This is a genomic window from Vibrio sp. CK2-1, assembly GCF_021726515.1.
Lineage (GTDB): Bacteria > Pseudomonadota > Gammaproteobacteria > Enterobacterales > Vibrionaceae > Vibrio.
Genome location: NZ_JAKKCJ010000004.1, coordinates 152,303 through 172,193, shown reverse-complemented (window position 1 = coordinate 172,193; position 19,891 = coordinate 152,303). Strand labels below are relative to the sequence as shown.

The 19,891-nt window shown below is 43.1% G+C and carries 17 protein-coding genes; 9 read left to right on the top strand and 8 right to left on the bottom strand.

Annotated elements, in window-relative coordinates; genetic code table 11:
- Nucleotides 1-62: 62 nt before the first annotated feature.
- From L3V25_RS11855 to L3V25_RS11840, 4 genes are all read right to left on the bottom strand, one after another.
- Nucleotides 63-539: a response regulator gene (locus L3V25_RS11855; RefSeq protein ID WP_237295564.1), complete on the bottom strand. Its 477-nt coding sequence runs from the start codon at nt 537-539 to the stop codon at nt 63-65.
- A 10-nt stretch (nt 540-549) separates the two neighbouring features.
- Nucleotides 550-1,959: an SLC13 family permease gene (locus L3V25_RS11850; protein ID WP_237295562.1), complete on the bottom strand. Its 1,410-nt coding sequence runs from the start codon at nt 1,957-1,959 to the stop codon at nt 550-552.
- A gap of 171 nt (nt 1,960-2,130) precedes the next feature.
- On the bottom strand, nt 2,131-2,520 hold the full coding sequence (locus tag L3V25_RS11845) for a DUF2750 domain-containing protein (RefSeq protein ID WP_237295561.1): 390 nt from the start codon (nt 2,518-2,520) through the stop codon (nt 2,131-2,133).
- Between the two features lie 78 nt (nt 2,521-2,598).
- Entirely contained in the window at nt 2,599-3,507 is a 909-nt protein-coding gene (locus L3V25_RS11840; RefSeq protein ID WP_237295559.1) for a manganese-dependent inorganic pyrophosphatase, read from the bottom strand.
- A 295-nt stretch (nt 3,508-3,802) separates the two neighbouring features.
- Between L3V25_RS11840 and L3V25_RS11835 the strand changes: the two genes are divergently transcribed.
- Entirely contained in the window at nt 3,803-4,042 is a 240-nt protein-coding gene (locus L3V25_RS11835) for a TIGR02647 family protein (protein WP_237295557.1), read from the top strand.
- A gap of 607 nt (nt 4,043-4,649) precedes the next feature.
- The gene (locus L3V25_RS11830; RefSeq protein WP_237295556.1) at nt 4,650-5,399 is read left to right on the top strand and encodes a toll/interleukin-1 receptor domain-containing protein; all 750 of its coding nucleotides are present in this window, start codon (nt 4,650-4,652) and stop codon (nt 5,397-5,399) included.
- Nucleotides 5,400-5,596: 197 nt separating this feature from the next.
- Here L3V25_RS11830 and mukB read toward each other — a convergent pair whose 3' ends face one another.
- From mukB to cmoM, 4 genes are all read right to left on the bottom strand, one after another.
- The gene (gene mukB, locus L3V25_RS11825) at nt 5,597-10,057 is read right to left on the bottom strand and encodes a chromosome partition protein MukB (RefSeq protein ID WP_237295969.1); all 4,461 of its coding nucleotides are present in this window, start codon (nt 10,055-10,057) and stop codon (nt 5,597-5,599) included.
- 14 nt (nt 10,058-10,071) lie between these two features.
- Nucleotides 10,072-10,800, bottom strand: coding sequence for a chromosome partition protein MukE (gene mukE, locus L3V25_RS11820; protein ID WP_237295968.1), 729 nt, complete (start codon nt 10,798-10,800; stop codon nt 10,072-10,074).
- Nucleotides 10,801-10,876: 76 nt separating this feature from the next.
- Nucleotides 10,877-12,259: a chromosome partition protein MukF gene (gene mukF, locus L3V25_RS11815; RefSeq protein ID WP_237295554.1), complete on the bottom strand. Its 1,383-nt coding sequence runs from the start codon at nt 12,257-12,259 to the stop codon at nt 10,877-10,879.
- Between the two features lie 32 nt (nt 12,260-12,291).
- Nucleotides 12,292-13,083: a tRNA uridine 5-oxyacetic acid(34) methyltransferase CmoM gene (cmoM, locus tag L3V25_RS11810; RefSeq protein WP_237295552.1), complete on the bottom strand. Its 792-nt coding sequence runs from the start codon at nt 13,081-13,083 to the stop codon at nt 12,292-12,294.
- Between the two features lie 112 nt (nt 13,084-13,195).
- On the opposite strand from cmoM, the gene elyC reads away from it, so the two are divergent.
- The 7 genes from elyC to L3V25_RS11775 all read left to right on the top strand — a co-directional run bounded on the left by elyC (nt 13,196) and on the right by L3V25_RS11775 (nt 19,883).
- Nucleotides 13,196-13,993 carry an envelope biogenesis factor ElyC gene (gene elyC / locus L3V25_RS11805; protein WP_237295550.1) on the top strand — a complete coding sequence of 266 codons (798 nt, stop codon included), beginning with the start codon at nt 13,196-13,198 and terminating at the stop codon, nt 13,991-13,993.
- 237 nt (nt 13,994-14,230) lie between these two features.
- A complete protein-coding gene (locus L3V25_RS11800; RefSeq protein ID WP_237295548.1) occupies nt 14,231-15,235 on the top strand; it encodes a substrate-binding domain-containing protein in 1,005 nt (334 codons plus the stop codon).
- A 145-nt stretch (nt 15,236-15,380) separates the two neighbouring features.
- Nucleotides 15,381-16,541 carry an ABC transporter substrate-binding protein gene (locus tag L3V25_RS11795; RefSeq protein WP_237295547.1) on the top strand — a complete coding sequence of 387 codons (1,161 nt, stop codon included), beginning with the start codon at nt 15,381-15,383 and terminating at the stop codon, nt 16,539-16,541.
- Between the two features lie 40 nt (nt 16,542-16,581).
- Nucleotides 16,582-18,255, top strand: coding sequence for an ABC transporter permease subunit (locus L3V25_RS11790; protein WP_237295967.1), 1,674 nt, complete (start codon nt 16,582-16,584; stop codon nt 18,253-18,255).
- Nucleotides 18,252-18,929 carry an ATP-binding cassette domain-containing protein gene (locus tag L3V25_RS11785; RefSeq protein WP_237295545.1) on the top strand — a complete coding sequence of 226 codons (678 nt, stop codon included), beginning with the start codon at nt 18,252-18,254 and terminating at the stop codon, nt 18,927-18,929. Before L3V25_RS11790 ends, L3V25_RS11785 begins: the two co-directional genes overlap by 4 nt.
- Nucleotides 18,922-19,563, top strand: a complete 642-nt coding sequence (locus L3V25_RS11780; protein ID WP_237295544.1) for a CDP-alcohol phosphatidyltransferase family protein — start codon at nt 18,922-18,924, stop codon at nt 19,561-19,563. Before L3V25_RS11785 ends, L3V25_RS11780 begins: the two co-directional genes overlap by 8 nt.
- Entirely contained in the window at nt 19,560-19,883 is a 324-nt protein-coding gene (locus tag L3V25_RS11775) for a DUF2007 domain-containing protein (protein ID WP_237295542.1), read from the top strand. The genes L3V25_RS11780 and L3V25_RS11775 overlap by 4 nt, the downstream gene beginning before the upstream one ends.
- Nucleotides 19,884-19,891: the final 8 nt, after the last annotated feature.

Sequence of the window (19,891 nt, the reverse complement as noted above, 5' to 3'; positions counted from 1 at the left end):
AACTAAAGCTTCCCTCTTGTTTGAATAATTAAACAAGAGGGAAACTACCCACATTTGAAAGATTACCCGCGTAGACGTTTCAGCAAAGTCGGTTGGTCGAGGTGTTGTTGTAAATGCGCATAATCAATGCCTTTATCAAAAACATATTCTGTGAGTAAAACTCGCACTTCATGAACTAATTCTTCTTGATCCCAAGGTTTGATAAAGAACCTATCCACTTGCGCTAGATTAATCGCATCAATAAACACTTGTTGCGTAGGACGCTGAGATAACATTACTTTTTTGGTATGGCGAAAACGTCGGTCTTTGGCGAGACTTTGCAGCCAATCGACACCATTCTGCCCCGGCATATTTTGATCCGATAACACCACGCAAGCATAGCGACCATCTTGATCCAGTTTTTCTAAACTCTCTTGCGCACTTTGGGCATCTGAGCAAATTTTGATTTTCACCCAATCAGAAAACTCAGCTAAGTCATGCGCTAATTGAAATAGCATTTCCGGCTGATCATCGACACAAATAATTGTAAATCTGTCCATTTTCATCTCACTAATAAATTAAATTTAAAACCGCGACTAATACAAAACTCAACGCCACACCTATCAAACCGATAATCACCCCAACCTTGGCCATGTGCTGAGTTTTAATGTGTCCCGTGGCATGAGCCAGCGCATTGGGTGGCGTACTAATAGGTAACGCCATACCAAGCGAAGCGGCAAAAGTTACCACTAATATCAACATAGCTTGACCACCGAGCACATCTAAACTCGCCATCGTGGCACCTAACGCCGCCATAATTGGCATAAGCAAGTTGGCAGTGGCGGTATTCGACATGAAGTTCGCCATCAATAAACTCAACAATGCTGCGCCACCTAGCACGACATAAGGTGAGAATTCACCAAACGGAATGCTATACACCACCAATGCGGCTAAGCCACTTTTATCTAACGCAAGACCAAGCGCGATACCGCCAGAAACTAACCACAGCACATCCCACGAAATCTTCTTTAAGTCTTCTTTGGTGATAATGCCGGTCACTAAAAATACCGTTACTGGGATCATAGCAACCGTATAAGAATTCATGCCGTGACTACTGCCCATCAGCCATAGCACTATCGTCAAAATAAAGGTGACATACACGATAATTGCTTGGGGTGTTTTGAGGAACTTGCCCTTTATATCCAACGTGATGCTGCGTTGTTTGGCTGGAAATAGCACCAAAATCAACATCCAGGCAATGGCCATTAACACAACCACAAACGGCACCGCAAATGCCATCCATTCACCAAAAGAAATGGTGGTCGTTGATTGCAAATACTTCAACGCAATCGCATTGGGAGGCGTGCCGATTGGCGTCCCTATCCCACCAATATTTGCCGCAAGCGGAATACACAAGGCAAACGCGGTACGGCTCGGATCATCGGGTTTCAGTAACACCATTACTGGAGCTAGAATCGACAGCATCATGGCGGTAGTCGCGGTATTGGACATAAACATCGAGAACATTGCGGTAATCAACATTAAGCCTAGAATCATAAAGCGAGGCTGGTCACCAAAAGGCTTCAAAAGCACTCTAGCAAGGTTGATGTCTAAACGGTATTTGGTTGCCGCAATCGCCAGAAAGAATCCACCCAAAAACAGCATAATAATGGGATTGGCAAAGGTCGCCATAATATCGGTGTGATTCAATATAACGCCGTAATTATCCGCCGCTTGCTGACCGGTAAACCACACAATGGCTTTATCGGAAATCAGCAATAATTCAAAACAGATAATCGCAACCGAGGTGGCGTAGATTGGAATTGGTTCTAATATCCAACTCAGTGCCGCAAATAAAAATATCGCCGCGACGCGTTGCTGAATAATGGTCATACCTTCAAAAGGGAAAGCGGAAAGTGGTAGGAATAAGATGATCAAAGGGATCATAATTGGTAATAAATAGCGAAGATTTAAACGCATAGTCTTTACTCTATTGGTAAGGTCTATCCATCATCTATCGGCTATGCGTTCTTAATATAGAACTAGATCAATGATTTGTGCGTTATTCGCTTTGCGTTATTCAATCTGTGACTAGATACAAAAAAGGCAGCATACGCCACCTTTCGATAAACAATTTTTTGCAACGAGCTTTTAACGTTTCTGAGCTTGTTTCTTCAATTCAAAATCAAACTCATCAGGGAAGACAATCACGCCCTCTTGGTCTGCATTTGGGAACACGACTACCGATAATTCGTCATCTTCTAAACCCGTAGTCCAACGACTGTGCCACTTATTGATTGAAATAGCTTCTGGCTTACAGTCTTCCCAATCACCATTCGCCCATGCTTGAGCAAATTCTTCATTTGGCCAGACTGGTACGCAATCTTCATCTTCGGTGTTGAGCATCACGCAACCATCTTCATCAACCAATATCCAGATTTGACGGTTGGCAACCACTTCTTTAATGCAGTAAGTAAAACGCTTTTCGCTATCGTAGGCATTAATCGCTTCGATCGCCGCGGCATCTAATACTTGAGACATAATTTTCTCCTAATGTAAAAAAGGCGAGTTTAAACCCGCCTCTTAATTAATCTTTATCGAACATCACTAGTAAGTAGATTACTTAGCCAGTTCAGCTTGCAACCAAGGCCAACCTTGCTTCTTACGGCTTAAGGTGTTTTCCATGGTTAGAGAACCGTCTTTAACGTGTTTCTCAAGCTTAGCAGACCACTCACCTTTGAATAGTAGCTCAGTCGTGCTAGTCGTGATGTCAGTCAGCATAAGCGCAGCAAATGCTAGACCGTCTTCTTGACAACGACGCTCAAGGTCGGCGTTCAAGTCATCAATCATACCGTCAATTTGTTCCATTGTCGCAAGCTCTACTTGGCCTACTACCACGTCACGACCATTGAATGGGTATGCTTTTAAATCTTTCTCAACAAGCTCTGCTGCACTTAGACCTTCGATGTCGGTTTTAGCAATTAGCAAGTTCTTGATGAATTCGTCTAGGTTGTCGATACCCGCGATTTCCGCTAGCTCTTTCACTGCCGCTTCATCTTTTGGCGTACAAGTTGGAGAAGCAAAGCCTACGGTGTCAGATAAAATCGCAGACATCATAAGAATCGCATAAGGCTTCTCGATTTTTGTTTCTTCCATTTTGAATAGGTTGAACAAAATCGTACAAGTACAGCCAACAGGCCAGATCCAAGCTTCCAGTGGGTTTACTGTCATCACATCGCCTAGACGGTGGTGATCGACGATACCAACGATTTCTGCTTCAGCAATATCGTCAGGTGCTTGAGAAACATCAGTGTAATCCACTAACCAAACTTTTTCGCCTGCAACACCGGTACACATTTCAGGTTGCTCAAGACCCGCTTGCTCAAGAATGTATTGAGTTTCACGGTTTAATTCGCCTTGACGAACTGGTTTCGCTTCAAGACCACGGGCTTTTAAAAGCTCAGTGGCAACCAATGCACTACAAATGCTATCACTATCTGGGTTTTTGTGACCGACTACTTGGATCATGTGTTTTCCTATTACGACTATTTATACTCAGGATTTTTCCAGCTATTCAGCAGAAATATTTTGCCCGCTACTTTACCTGATTTTCAAAATTTGTCATTGCTCAACTGACAATTTAGTAACCAAAAATTCACGACAAATTTATGTTTAAAAAATTAATCGCTTTTTTTGCTGTATTTATCAGCAGTTATCGATACTAATAGTGAACAAGGCATCAAAACTGCAGTTTATTGCTTGTCAGATCTGACAAATGCAACCTATTGTGTTTCTAAGATTATTTTAAAGGTAAGGAATCACGATGAAATTTACTGCAGACCATATTGCTGAACTCAACCTACTACTTCAATTCGATCCAACTAGCCTACAAACAGGCATCAAAGTACATAACGACGCGGCACCAGAACTGCAACAAGCGGCAAAGAGTTTGTTTGATAAAAATCTATGTACCCTACCGGACGGTGGCTACCTAACAAGCGAAGGAATTGAACTTGCCGAGCACGCATTGAAAGTGCTGAATGTGTTGTCTTCTAAAGCGTAAAGATTAGAATTTTATAAGTAATTTTACCGTGGCAGAGTTTCTCATTTTAGAGGCTCTGCTTTTTTGTGTCTAAGCAAAACAATATCAGCCTGTCATCCTGAAAAGTGAGGCACGAACGCAGTTCAGGATCTCCAACCACAATTTGAATTACAACGCGCTGTAGGAGATCCCGCATCTTCTTCGCTTAGGCTCATGTGCGGGATGACGTTATAACCCAAAGCTTGCTAAAACTAAGTTAGCTAGCCGAAGTCTTATAAGCACGTTACCTTGACAATTCACATCTATTAAGTCTGATTTTATCTATTCACTATAAATGACTGGCACTAAAACCTTATTCAAACGCATTCAAGAATGTATAGCTTTAAAAATTTTCATGTCATTCCATATTCGCATTATCCCAATCACGAAAATATAAGGCCATTTAAAATTAATTACTTACGCAAACCTTCTCTTGAAAGATCGGTTTAAAAAACACAGATGGTGTATTTGAAAAAAAGCTGATAGCTTCTTTACAATAGAATCCGCAAATTATATGCATTTTACTGATCTTATATCGTAAATATACATCTACGTTAATAAAATATTACAGATTGAAAAGGAGTTACATATGGCAAATAATCCGCCACGAGTCTTTGTATCATATTCTCATGATTCTGCTGAACATAAGGAATGGGTTCTTAATTTTGCCACTACTCTACGTTTAAGAGGAATTGATATTGTCCTTGATCAGTGGGACCTTAAACCAGGTGGTGACCTCCCTCATTTTATGGAATCGCACTTGGATTCCTCAGACTTTATATTGATGGTGTGTACTGAAAATTATGTAAAGAAGGCTGACAGCGGCGAGGGCGGTGTCGGTTATGAAAAAATGATTATGACTTCCTCTCTGCTATCAAAAATAGATCAATCTAAGGTCATACCTATAATTCGACAGCATGGACAGAAAACTACCCCCACATTTATGGCGTCGAAACTATACATTGATTTCTCTATCGATGAAGAGGCTGAGTACTCATATGATGATTTGCTTAGAACCCTCCTCGACGCACCACTATTTGTTAAACCAGATATCGGAACTAACAGTTTCTCAACAGCTCAAGAAACTCGCCCACAAAGAACTTCTGATGGTTTAAAAAAGTTTATGACTGCAGTAGCGACGACCTACGATCAAACCTCAAATGGGCCGACAATATATCTTTCAAACCTTTTCAATATCAGTAATATGCACCGTTTATCGCTCGACCATTACATACAGGAAGCGAGCAAAAAAGGATTAATCGTTTGCGGTAATAGTATGTTGAGAGTAACAAACGAAGGTAGATCTTATATTTTTGAAAACGGTATTGTTGATTTATGACAAACCTCGGTACTCGAAACGCATTCAAGAGCACACTTCACGTTACACATAGAAGCTTTTTTACGATATTTATACGTTAGAGATAAAAATCTATCTCATTTAATATCCATAGCTAACTTAGGCTCTCCCACTGTCAACACAAAAAACGCCTCACTCCAAAGAAGTGAGGCGCTTTAATTTCAAAGTAAGGCTTGCCCCTACTCTACCGTTTCAAGCTCTTGTGCTTGGTCGGTTTTATCTTTTGGACCATTACCAAAGCCACGTAAACCAACGACGTGTACGTGTTCGTGATCTTTAAACACTTTACGTACCAGTTTGTAGGTGGTGCCTTTTTCTGGGCTGATGTTTTCCGGTGCGGCAATCAATAATTGCATGTCTAGGCGGTCACATAGCTCAAATAAGGTATTGATGGATTTGGTATCCAAACGTGCGGCTTCATCCAAGAAGAGTAGACGACACGGCACAATATCTTTACTGCGCAGGCGACGTGATTCTTCTTCCCAGCTTTGGATAACCATCAGCAAAATTGACTGACCGGTACCAATCGCTTCACCGGTTGATAGCGCGCCAGATTCAGCTTGTAGCCAACCTTCTGAACCACGGTTCACTTCAATGCTCAGCTCTAAGTAGTTACGGTAGTCCAGTAACTCTTCGCCTAAGATTTGCGGTGAACGTTGACCCATGTCGATATGTGGGTTCACACGTTGGAACAGTTTCGCCATCGCTTCTGAGAAGGTTAAGCGTGGGTTATCGAACAAGTCTTGATGTTGGTCTTGTTGCTCAGCCAAACCGGCTAATAGCGTTTCATGGCTTTCACGAATACCGACATTTAAACGCACACCACGGACTTGACCAAAGGCAATGTTCGACAAGCCCTGGTTAAGCATACGAATGCGGTTTTGCTCACGTTGAATTGTCTTCTTGATGATATTGGCCACTGAACCTGAGCTAATCGCCAGACGGTTTTCACGTTGCGTTAGCTCTTCGGTTAGACGAGCCAGCTCCACTTCCATCTCTTCAATCGCTTCAACAGGATCGCTAGTGTGAATAATATCCTGACGAATACGCTCACGTAGATGCTGATATACCGCGATGTAGAACAATACTTTGCCTTCTGGGCGAGCATTATCTTCTGAGCCGCGTAGCGCATCACGTAGGGTTTCATTGTTGGCAACCGCTAGGCGCAAGGCACCGAGAGATTTATCCGACATTGAACGCAGTTCGTTATCAGAAAGGTACGCTAATTCACGACGATGCAAACGACGCTCAACATCATTTAAACGCGCTAAACGTAGTACTGAGCACCAACCTGCTTTGGCGTTCACCACAAACTTACGTAGGTCTTTGTACTCTTTTTCGATTTTCTTAACGCGCTTGGTTAATGTCTTCATTTCCATATCAGTCGCGGTAAGAGTACGTTCAAATTCGCTCTTACGTTGACGAGATAAATGTAGACGCTCATACAACTCGTTTTTACGTGTTTCTGCACGCTCTACTGCGCCGATATCTGGCGTTACGCCATAGTCTTGCAGCTCTTGTTTGAACTCTTGTACGGTTTCCAATTTAGCTTGATGTGACGATTTCAATGAAGCCAATAATTGGTTGTATTGATTCATCTGACCTTGCGCTTGTTTCAAGCCTTCACGGCTACGTACTTTCGCTTGTTCTGCTTGCTCAAGTTTGCGTTTTAACTGCTCGCTTAATTCGCTACTTTGATCCAGTAGAGAAACCGAATCTGAGTAAGCAAAGTAATGACGACGCTCATGTAAATCCGCCAAAGCAAACAGTTGAGTTTTCAACGTTTGTAGGTTTTGATCGGCTTGCTGATATTGTGCTTGCAGCGCATCAAATTGCTCAGGGTCCGCTTCTAGGGCAGACAGCATGTTCGACAACTTCTCGGCTGCTTTACCATGTTGTTGAGCAAACGATTTGTATTGAGATAGTTGCTCAAGCTTATCGTTAATTTCTTCCAAACGTTCGGCTAGGCTTTCATCTTCAATGAGATGCATCACGTTAGCAAGTTTATCTAGCTGAGCTAGTGCTTGCTTGGCCGTTTGCATTTGACTGCGTTGCTGCTGATCTTTTTCATCCAGTGACGCCAATTGACGAACCACTTGATTTAGACCATCACGTACTTCCGCCAGTTGCTGCTCTGGGTCATCGTTAAACGCAATATGAATGTGTTTAGAAACGAATTCGTTATAGCTTTGGTATAGGCGTTGTAGCTTCTGTGAATCAAATGCCGATTTGGCATACTCTTCTGCCACTTGTTCACGCTCAGCACGTAACAACTCTAAACGTTGCTCTCGCGCGGCACGACCAAATAGTGGAATTGAAGGTAGACGAGAATAACGTAGCTGACGGTCGTTTAGCTGAACGCAAACTGCGCCATCTAGTTCGTCGGCGTTGAAAGTACTGTCATCAAACGCATCCACATCGCCTTCAATGATGTAAAGATCTTCTGGGCAATCATCTAAATCCACCAGCTTTTCTTTAATGCCATCAAGGTCAGATACAACAATCGCATGACGAGATGGACCGTACATCGCACTGAAATATGGTGCATCTTCAATGGTGATGTCATCGTAAATTTCGGACAACAACACGCCGCCTAGGCTATCCGCTAAACCTTTTAGACGAGGGTCATTTGAGCCGGATGGTGACGCTAGACGCTCAATATCGCTATCTAATTCATCACGACGAGCCGACAAACGCTCTTTGGCCATGGATTGCTGTTTATCTTGCTCAAGCACTTGCTGCATTTGTGCCATCACCGCGTGGCCATCGGTTAGCTCGGCTTCGGTTTGTGATTGCAGTTTTTCTAGTGCTTCACTGGCAGCAATCCAGGCTGGGGCTTGCTTTTGCAGAGCTTGAATTTGCGCTTCAGCATCTTGTTGAGAACGACGTAAATCACCACGTAGATCGCGCAGTTCTTCTTGTTCACCGGCGAGTACATCAAGTTGCTCTAGGTGACGCTCACGTTCTTGCTCTAATACCATTTCATCATCAAGACGAACTTGGTGTTGAGATTGGTATTGTTCTACTAGTTCAGAGGCTTGACGCTGCTCATTTAGACTACGCTCTAGGTCACGCTGTTGTGCGCGCCATTGTGATTCATTCTGTAGCCATTGCTGAGCTTGTTGAGATTTCTGTACCGCCTCTTTTGCATGTGACAATGCTTCGGTACGAGCCACATCACCGACAATGCTTTTCACTAATGCTAACGCTTGCTCAAACTGCTCTGCTGCGGCAGATGACATGTCTAGCTTGTGTTTTAGCGATAATAGCGCAGAAGTATTGTCTGACTCTTGTTGCTTCAATTCAGACAATTGAGCCTGAGCATTCTCTGCGGTTAGGTGGTCGTTATCGGTCAACTGTTGCGCTTTTTCTAACGCTTGCACGGCTTGTTGATATTGCAATGCGCGAGTTTGCTGTACATCTAATGCTTGTTGGTAATCGGCGAGTTGCGATTTCAAGCTATCCACTTCTTGTTCAGAAACTTCAGCTTGTTCTTCGGCAATGGCAACTTGCTCTGCCGCTTCTTCCACTACCATGATTTGTTCTTCTAAGCGTTCACTTAGCTCTTCCAAATCTTCTTGGTAGCGTTCAATTTTTTCTTGCTGACGAATCGCGGTTTGCACCAATTGCAAATGGTCGGCAGCGGCTTGATGATCTTGCTCTAAACCAGACTCTTGATCGACTAATTGCTCAAGCTCCGCTTGTACTTGCGTCATCAATTGCATTTGCGAAGTTAGAGTACTGCTCGATTGATTCAATTCGCTGCGCAGTGCTAACGCTTGATCTAGCTTAATGCGACGGTCATTGGCGTGGCGCATGTAGTCTGCTGCCACGTAGTTGGTCGATTCAGTAATTAAATGCTTGAACAAGTCACGATCGGCTTGAGTGGTTTTGATGGCTTCTAGCGTCATGCGGTTTTCACGCAGCGCCGATTCCATATCTTGGAAGGCTTTCTTCACTCCGCCATTTTGTGGCAATAGGTAGTCACGTAATGAACGAGTGATCGCACTTGAGATACCGCCATACAAAGACGCTTCGATTAAGCGATAAAACTTAGAACGGTCGCCGGTGTTGCGTAGTTTCTTAGGCAATACGCCCATTTCAAACATCACGCTGTGGTAATCGGCAACGGACGAAAAGGCTTTAATTTGCACACCTTCATATTCCGCCACTTTGTCTTTTAGTTCGTTATAAGTACGAACGCGAGCTTGGCCATTTTCTAGGCTCTCAATTAACACATCGGTCGGTTTGACATTGCTTGGTAGACCTTGGATAAGAATTGGTTTGATATCTACTTTCTTATCACGGCCTGCCACTTGTTGCAGTTTTACAGTAAACAACAAACGCTGATGACGTGAATTAACAACATCAAGCACAGAGTAACAAGTACCTGGTTGTAGTTTACCGAATAGACCTTTATCACGAGAGGCTTGCGAACTACCTGCCTCGGTGGTGTTACGGAAATGCAGTAAGCTTTGGTCTGGAATCAGTGCCGTGATGAAAGCCGCCATGGTCGTCGACTTACCCGCACCGTTACCGCCAGAAAGCGTGGTCACTAACCCATCAATATCAAAAGTACGTGCAAAGAAACCGTTCCAGTTGATCATGGTAAGTGATTGATATTTACCTCTTTCGATCATGTTATTTTTCGTGATCATAGGTCACCTGCTTTCTGTTCTTGTTCTTCTTGTTCAGCCAAATCTTCTGATTGTTCTTCTGAAGCATCTTGCTTATCTTGAGTATCATTTGCTTTGTTTGGATCCACAGCTTCTGGATCAAGTACCGCCTCACCATCACGAATCAAGCGTAGTTGCGCTTCGCGAACATCGTCGCCGACACGTACATCGGCACCAAAACGGAATACCGCTTCACTGATTCTAAATTTCTCATCATCACCGACTGGCAATACCATGCCGATGCGACGTAGACGACGCAGCGAAGTACGCACTTTTTCAAACAGCTTTTCTTTATCCAGATCCGAACCAGTCGCGCGGTTAGTCACCAAACGCATTAGTTTCTTTTCATCGGCAAGATTGAGTAGCTCTTCGTATAGCTCTTGATTGGTGAAGATGCCTTCATGGGCGAGACGCTCTGGGCTTAAATACAAAAAGCACAAGATTTTACCCACCAGCATATCGAGTTCCGATAGCACGCTGCGACCAATAAATGAGGTTGAACGTGGACGTAAGTAGAAGAAGCCTTCTGGAGCACGAACCAATTCTGCATTATAACGCTGATAGAAAGCGCCAAGATCACCGTCAAAATCACTTAAAAAAGCGTAGTTATCCATATCATCACTTGAGATATGGCGACCTGCACGCAATTGGCTATCAAGCGCTGGGAATAACGGGTTAGATAGAGCTTTCACCAATTGTTCTGGCATGTAAGCATCTTGAGAGTTGTCGGTCTCTTGTGAATAGCTGGTATTTTGAGACAGTTCGGCGCTGTGCGCCTCGTAATTAGTATTGATCGATGACATTCGCTTGTACCTTTGCTCCAAAATCGTTAATCGCTTTCCAATCCGGCTGGATGGCTTGGTAATCCGATTCGGAATACCCCATTCTTACCGCTTGGTCGATCACCATTCTGGCTAAATCAAAATGTTGCGCATGAGAGTGCTGCGCAAGGTAATCTCGTAGTACCGAACCTAAATCAATCGGCTGGCCGGTTTCTTTGTGTTGTTGAAGCATGGCGGCGACGCGCTCGCTCAGTTCATTATCAACGGTTGTTAATTCTTCATATTCCACTTCATCTGGAATCGCACCGGTCACTTCATCATCACGTAGTAACATGGCTTCATCGCGCATATCACGTAGACGCTCGGCATCGGCGTAGGTCAAATACCATGGCATATCAAAGTAATCGGTCACGGATTGACGCAAGCGCTGACTAAAGGCACGGTTTTGATCCATATCGATAGCAGTACGGATAAATTTATGTACGTGGCGATCGTAACCAATCCACAAATCTATCGCTTGCTGGCCCCAGCTAACAATACGGTCAAGTTTGGTTTGCAGTGAAAACAAAATAGCGTCAATGAAATCTAAGCCTTCTTGGCCATAGATAAGCTGCTGAATATCAAGCAACTGAGTTTGTAGCTCATCCCCTGCCGCTTGTAGCGTATCTTGCAATTCATTCAGGGTAGTTGAGGTTTCAGTCAGTAGGCTTTCACAACTGCTGATTGCATCACGCCAGTCTTGGTTTAGTAGTTCAGCAATTTGGTTTTTAATTTCCACTTGCTGATCATCCATAACGCGCTGATTTAAATCGATACGGTCGAAAATCTCACTCACCGAATATTTCAGTACGCCATAAACATGCTTTTGCCATTGAGCGATATCTGCAGCTTGATTCGCTGCCTCAACGGCTTTCGACATTTCATCGGCAACCATAGACAACTGAATAGATAACTTAAGCTTTGAGAACTCACGATGACGGACGTAATAATCAGTAATCGAAACGCCTAGTGGCGACATACGGTAAATGCTCGCACCGTCATTTAATTCACTGACAAAGCGGCTCATCAACCTTTGGGAGACTAATTCATTGATCGCGTTATTGGCGCGAAATGCCGAGGCTTCACCTGTTTCATCAAACATGTTGGTGACGATTTTGAATGCATCGTGCAATTCACCTTCGCCGAGCTCTTCATCGAACTTCTCATTGCTTAATACCGCAATCGCAATCAAAAACGCTAATCGCTCAGAAGAAAGATTCAATGAAAAGTCATGTTGCTTCACCCAGCTGACCAGTTCATCGATGGGCTGTTCACCTATCGTTTTGTCCTCAAGCGGCTGTCCATTTGTCAACGGTTGAAGTGAAGATTGAGTTATTTCACTCATTATCATTCCTGTATTTGCTAATGACTCTCGGGCTATTCGGCAGTATGAGGCTTTTGTGCCCATACATGAATATAGCGCCCAAGAGAAAGATAAGGCTCTGTGCGGCATAACTGCTGTTCTAATGCCAACACATCTTCTGGCCCATACTCGCCCATGTATTGTTGGTTTCCGATATAGTCGTTAAAGCATCGGATACCAGATTTACCACAAATGTCGAAGCCTGCAGATTCTATCCATTGATAGACCTCTTCCGGCAATAAGCCACCTTGAGGTTGCAATTTAAAGCGCTTGCGATGTGGCATTCCCTGCAAAATGTGGGGAATATTACCACAAGTTACATTTTTCAAAACTAAACCGTGGTGATTATAAAACATCACTGAAATGATGCCGCCCGGTTTCACCTTTTCAAGTAGGCTTGTTAATACTTGTTGCGGATTTTCCAACCATTCCATAACGGCATGAAATAACACCAAATCCGATTGCTCAGTTAAGTGCTCATCGAGGTGTTGAATAGCGGAATGAACAAAACGAAACTGCGAAGATAAACCATTACTATCAATATCTTGCTGAGCTAACGCTAACATTTCACTGGAAATATCACACAATGTCACTTGGTGCCCAAGCTGAGCAATTCTTTGCGACATTTGAGCTAACCCGCCTCCGGCATCGAGCACAGATAGGACGTTTTTTTGCTGTTGTAAACGGCCTAAAGCGTGCTCAATATCTTGCCAAAGAATCACTTGGCGAATATCACCTTTGTCTGAACCATAGATGTTTTTGGCGAATTTATGCGCGATATCATCGAAATTTCGATCATTGTCCATTTTTTTTCATTTAAGATAACTGAATTTTGCGTGTATTCTGTCACAGCAATTACAGGAATAAAGCAATTACTCCGTTTTACCTGCTGAATGATGAATTTTTGGGCTATTTAAAATGTTTGAACTGAAAAAATTAATTGGTGCTCTGATTATGCCTTTGCCAGCCTTGCTGATTATAGGTTTTATTGGCTTATTTCTGATTATGTTCACCTACAAACGCGGCTTAGGGTGTTTATTCACTTTTGTTTCTTTAATGGGGATCTTTCTATTTTCGTTCCAACCCATTTCGACCTCATTATTGAAACCGACCGAACGTGCTTACAAAGCTTTTGTGCCCGTAGACGGGACTGTTGACTATGTCATGGTACTGGGAAGTGGCCATATTGTTGATAATGATATTCCAGCAACTTCGGAACTATCGCGTAATGGTTTGATGCGTCTTGCTGAAGGTATTCGTATTTTACACCTCTACCCTGGCGCAAAGTTGATTTTGTCGGGTTATGACGGTGGAACATCGGTAAGCAATGCGCGAATGATGGCTAATGTTGCGGTTTCATTAGGGGTTGCGAAGTCGGATATTATTTTATTAGAAAGCGCTCAAGATACTTGGGATGAAGCGCATCAAGCAGCAGGTTTTGTTGCGGATAAACGTATGATTTTAATCACCTCGGCTAGCCACATGAAACGTGCAATTGGTGAATTTAAAAAAGCAGGGCTTGAACCAATTCCAGCCCCAACCAACTACTTGGCGTTTGATGATATTAAACAACCATGGGAAAAGTATTCTCCACAAGCGAAATATCTAGAGCAAAGTGAGCGTTATTGGTACGAACAACTGGGTCGTTGGTGGTCTTCACTACGCGATACACTGACTAACCAAAAGAACTCTGGTACCGCTACAACATTAGAGTAACGAGATAATACTTGAGCAATCGATAACGTTACCGCCAACGTGCGATGTTTGTTTAGTCATAAAAATGCCATATCTGATTGTCAGGCATAACATTTAGGACTAAAATCGTAGCTCATATATTCAAGCATAAAATACAGAATAAAATTAAGTCGCTGATTAAAGGCGACTTTTATCTTTTTAGCTGTCTACCTAATTAGAATAAATCCGGCGAAGACGTCGGCATAAAGGAAATTCACTATGGCTACAATCAAAGATGTCGCACGTATTGCAGGTGTTTCCACCACTACTGTGTCACATGTCATCAATAAGACTCGCTTTGTTGCAGAAGCAACTCAAGAAAGAGTCATGGCCGCAGTGAAAGAACTGAATTATGCCCCAAGTGCCGTTGCCCGTAGTCTTAAATGCAATACCACCAGCACCATTGGTATGTTGGTAACACAGTCTACTAACCCATTTTTTGCCGAAGTTGTGGATGGCGTAGAAAGTTACTGTTACCGCAAAGGTTACACGCTGATCCTTTGCAATACTGGTGGTCGCGCTGACAAACAACGCGATTATATCCGCATGCTAGCTGGCAAACGTGTTGATGGCCTGTTAGTGATGTGTTCTGACTTAGATGCTGATCTACAAGAGATGCTAGACGGTCACCCTGACATTCCTAAAGTTGTTATGGACTGGGGCCCAGAAAGCTCTCAAGCCGATAAAATCATCGATAACTCTGAAGAAGGTGGTTATTTAGCCACTCGTTACCTGATGGATCAGGGTCATAAAGACATTGCTTGTCTAAGTGGTCATTTCGAGAAAGTTGCCTGTAAAGAACGTATCGCTGGTTGCAAACGCGCATTAGCGGAAGACGGTTTAACGCTTCCTGAAGAGTGGTTGCTTGAAGGTAACTTTGAGTGTGATACTGCAGTTATTGCTGCAGATAAGATCCTTGCGATGGATAAAAAACCAACCGCGGTTTTCTGCTTTAACGATATTATGGCACTTGGCTTAATGAGTCGCTTACAAGAAAAAGGCATGAAAGTACCGGAAGATATCTCTGTGATTGGTTACGATAACATTGATATTTCACCTTACTTCTCACCACCTTTGACGACGGTTCACCAACCAAAACGTCGTTTAGGTAAGAATGCGGTAGAGATTTTATTAGAGCGTATTAAAGATAAGAATCACGCTAAGCAAACATTTGAGATGTTCCCTGAAATTCTAGAACGTTCTTCGGTAAAAACTCTGAAATAGTCGTAGCCTTAACCGAATAATGAATAAAAACCAACGCTGATGTCGTTGGTTTTTTTATTGAAATTTTTTAGGCTGATCATCTGTCTATATTGATATGCCCTAGTAAATTGGGTATATGCCTACTGATTTTTGTATAAGGATATACATGAAACGTCTGTTACTTAGCTTCATTTTACTCACTCTTCCACTGCTTTCTTCTGCGAAAGATAACTCTATTAGCCCGTTGGATTGGCAACAAGTTGAGCAACAAGCGAAAGGGCAAGATGTCTATTTTAATGCTTGGGGCGGCAGCCAAGAGATTAATGACTACCTTCGTTGGGTAGCAAAGCAAGTAAAGCAACAATATGGCGTTGAGCTTCATCACGTTAAAGTCACCGACATATCAGAAACTACTACTCGCCTACTTGCTGAAAAAACGGCCGGAAAACATTCTGGAGGTAGTGTCGACATGGTTTGGATTAATGGTGAGAATTTCAAATCAATGAAGAATAGCCAATTACTCTATGGCCCTTTTGCTTCAAGCCTGCCAAATTGGCAAAAAGTCGATTCTAGTCTCCCGGTTACTAATGATTTTTCTGAACCAACAGAAGGATTGGAAGCACCTTGGGGAGTAGGTCAATTAGTCTATATTAATGATCAGAAAAAATTACCAACGCCACCGCAATCAGCAAAACAATTATTTGCTTATGCCAAAGCACACCCAGGACGTATCACCTACCCTAAGCCACCTCAGTTTCATGGCACTAGCTTTTTAAAAGCCTTACTTATCGAGCTCTCCGATGAAAAGAGCGCGCTATCTAAGCCTGTTGATGAAGATTCATTTACTCAAGTAACTCAGCCTTTATGGGAGTACTTAGATGCGATTCAGCCTTATTTATGGCAACAAGGCCGTCAATTCCCAACTACTCAACCGGAAATGCTGCAACTACTCGATGATGACCAAATAGATATTGCGATTACTTTTAATCCGAATGAAGTCTTTTCTGCCCAAGCAAGCGGCAAATTAGCGCCAAGTACCCAGAGCTACGCATGGAAAAATGGTGCACTGTCTAACATTCATTTTCTCGCCATCCCATGGAATGCTAATGCAAAAGAAGGTGCATTGGTTGTGATTAACTTCCTACTCAGTCCACAAGCGCAATCACGTAAAGGGGATATTAATGTCTGGGGTGATCCGTCTGTATTGCAAGCCAAATACTTAACCGGTAGTGCTCAGAAAACCATGCTATTCCCCTCAATTGAAGAGCCACACCCTAGCTGGCAAACCGCTCTAGAGCAGGCTTGGATTGAGCGATATAGCCGATAACAGCGAATTAAGGGCACTCATGCAAAGCAAGCAAAGACGTATGCTAAGCATCGGTTATTTACTGGTGATTTTAATCTGCTTTTTCCCTCTTCTTCCTGGGGTTTTAGGCATGGTGATCCCAGCTTTTGGCATTATTCCACCGCTTGATCTGAATATATTCACTTTGGATGGATTCATGTCAGCCATTAGCTGGCCAGGGGTTGAGCGTTCGATCCTACAAACAATAATGACCGCGGTCGTCAGTACCGTCATTGCTGTCATCATGACCTTTTCCATTTTACAAGCCTATTGGGGAAGTCGTTCATGGCTGCGAATTGAGAAATTACTATCTCCTATCCTCGCGCTACCACATATCGCTTTTGCGGTTGGTTTTCTATTCTTATTCTCTGATACAGGTTGGCTCGCCCGTCTTTTTAGCTTCATGGTCAGTGACACTTCAGGTGACCCCCATGCATGGTTTACTTGGGTTTACTCTCTACAAGATAATATTGGTATTAGCTTAGCCCTTGCTCTGGCAATTAAAGAAACGCCTTTTTTGTTATTAATGAGTGTCGCGATACTGAACAACTTAAAAGTCAAACAAACGCTGCAAGTCACACAAGGCTTGGGATACTCTGTGACTCAATCATGGTGGAAAGCGATTTTCCCTCAATGGTTACACCACATGCGCTTTCCTCTGTTCGCTATCATGGCTTATTCCTGCTCAGTGGTTGATGTTAGTTTGATTTTAGGCCCTACTCATCCTCCGACATTTGCGGTATTAGTGTGGCAATGGTTTAACGATCCAGATTTATCTCAACTCCCAAGAGCGGCAGCTGGCGCATTTTTAATGTTTGTCTTGTGCTCTGTTTTAATTGGCCTAATTTGGCTAACTGAGCGTTTAGTACTAGAGGGATTTCGATCTTGGTTAACCTCTGGCCGAAATGCTTCCTTGGCCGTAAAACCTTATTTCTTCCACCTGATCGCCAGCATTAGTCTATTGACCATTCCGGTAATGATCATTTGGACGCTTGCACTACGCTGGCCATATCCAAACCTACTGCCTACCTTTTGGAGTCTTCGGTTTTGGTTAAATGAATGGCCCTATATTCAAGACACCATTTTAACCAGCGTTTGGCTGGCCTTATTCAGCGCAGGGATGGCTTTAATTCTTGCCCTGATCGCTCATGAGTATCGCCACCATTTTCGTTATCATATTCCAATGTATGTGATCGCCCTGCCTATGCTGCTCCCTCAACTCTCTTTACTTTTTGGCCTGCAAATCACTAGCCTTTGGATTAATCAACAATATTATTGGTTATGGGTAATATGGGCACATACCTTTTTTGTTTTTCCTTATGTCTACCTATCCTTAGATGGGCCATGGAAAAGCTACCCTAGCCGACTCTCTCAAACCGCGGTAAGTCTCGGCGTTTCACCATTAAAAGTCTTCTTCACAATAAAATTACGTACACTAGCCAGTGGAATATTATTTGCTTGGGCGATGGGTATGAGCGTGAGTTTAGCGCAGTATTTACCGACGTTAATGCTAGGCTCAGGAAGAGTGGTTACATTGACTACCGAAGCCGTTGCCTTATCTAGTGGTCATGATAGAAGAGTGGTTGCACTTTATGCATTATGGCAGGCCATTCTACCCTTTGTTTTTTTCAGCTTAGCGCTTATCGGTAACCGTATTTTTCAGCGCCGCTATAAGCAGGAGTCAGCTTCATTATGAGTTTGTCATTAGAGCAACTATCCATTTATTACCGGGCATCAAAAGCATCCAGCTCAGAAAAAGCGCCACTACTTAGCAACCTCAATTTAAGTATTGCCCCCGGTGAAGTCGTCACTTTAATGGGCCCAAGTGGTTGTGGTAAATCAACACTACTTAATGTGATTGCTGGGCACCTTAGCCAAGAGTTTTGCTATGACGGCAGAGTAATATTAGATAAACAAGAGATTCAGACTAGCGAACCTCACAAACGTTCTATCGGCATCTTATTTCAAGATGACTTACTGTTTCCTCATTTGAACATTTGGGAAAATATTGCATTTGCTCTGCCAAATAATATCAAAGCTAAAGAAAGAAAATTAGAGGCTCTAGCGGCCTTAGATAACGTTGGATTATCTGATATCGCCTACTCTATGCCACATCAAATTTCAGGTGGACAAAGAGCCCGAGTCAGCTTGATTAGGATGCTAAGCGCACAACCTAAAGCGGTGTTACTCGATGAACCATTCAGTAAATTGGATCCCGAGCTACGGGTTAACTTTAGATATTGGGTGTTTAAGCAATTAGCGGCGGCTCAAGTTCCTACATTAATGGTCACACATGATAAAGCAGATGTGCCTATCAACGGCAAAATTATACATTGGGAGCAATTTAGCACGGAGAATGCCAATGCTTGATAGGTATGTTATCCCACTAATAAAACGCCCATTAGACGCCTTGGCAAAGCAATGTGTTCAACGCCATATCAAAGCTGACCACATCACTCTGGCAAGCTTTCTGATTGGTCTATTCGCCATCCCCGCATTATGGGGTGAGCATTATCTTCTGGCTTTATTATTCATCGTATTGAACCGTATTGGTGATGGTCTTGATGGTGCGATTGCGAGGCAGACACAAACCTCTGACGCCGGTGGTTTTCTTGATATTTGCTTGGATTTTATTTTTTACGCTCTGATCCCATTTGGTTTTCTCCTCGCTAATCCAGAACAAAACTCACTTTGGGCTGCACTATTAATTGTCAGCTTTGTGGGCACGGGTAGTAGTTTCTTAGCGTTTGCTTCTATTGCGGGAAAACGAAATATCACCAATCCGGTTTATCAAAACAAATCGTTATACTACATGTCAGGCATTGCGGAAGGGACTGAGACCATAGGTTTCTTTATCGCCTTTTGTCTCTGGCCTACTCTTTTCCCGCAACTTGCTGCCATCTTTGCAGCGTTATGTTTTATCACCACGATCAATAGAATTTGGGCGGGTTATCGCACCATTCAATCATCTGAAACTCAGCAACACAAAAAGGATAATTTATGAAAATATTCAGTGCGGGTAACCCTGTTGAAGCGCATATTGTTTGCGAGTTACTCAAGAGCCATCGAATTGGAGCAAAAGTGCATTCAGGTGAGATTTTCAGCTTAAAGGGGGAAGTTCCGTTAACCAATGACACCGATCCCTATGTGTGGTTACTTGATGAGCAAGATGAAGAAAGAGCCAAGCAATTAATCGCGGATTATGAGAAAGAAGAGTTGAGGCCCAATTGGGATTGCCAGCAGTGCGGAGAAAGTATTGAAGCTCAATTTGCGATTTGTTGGAATTGTGGTCAAGCAAATCCATTACAAGATCAGCCAGCATGACCACCGAG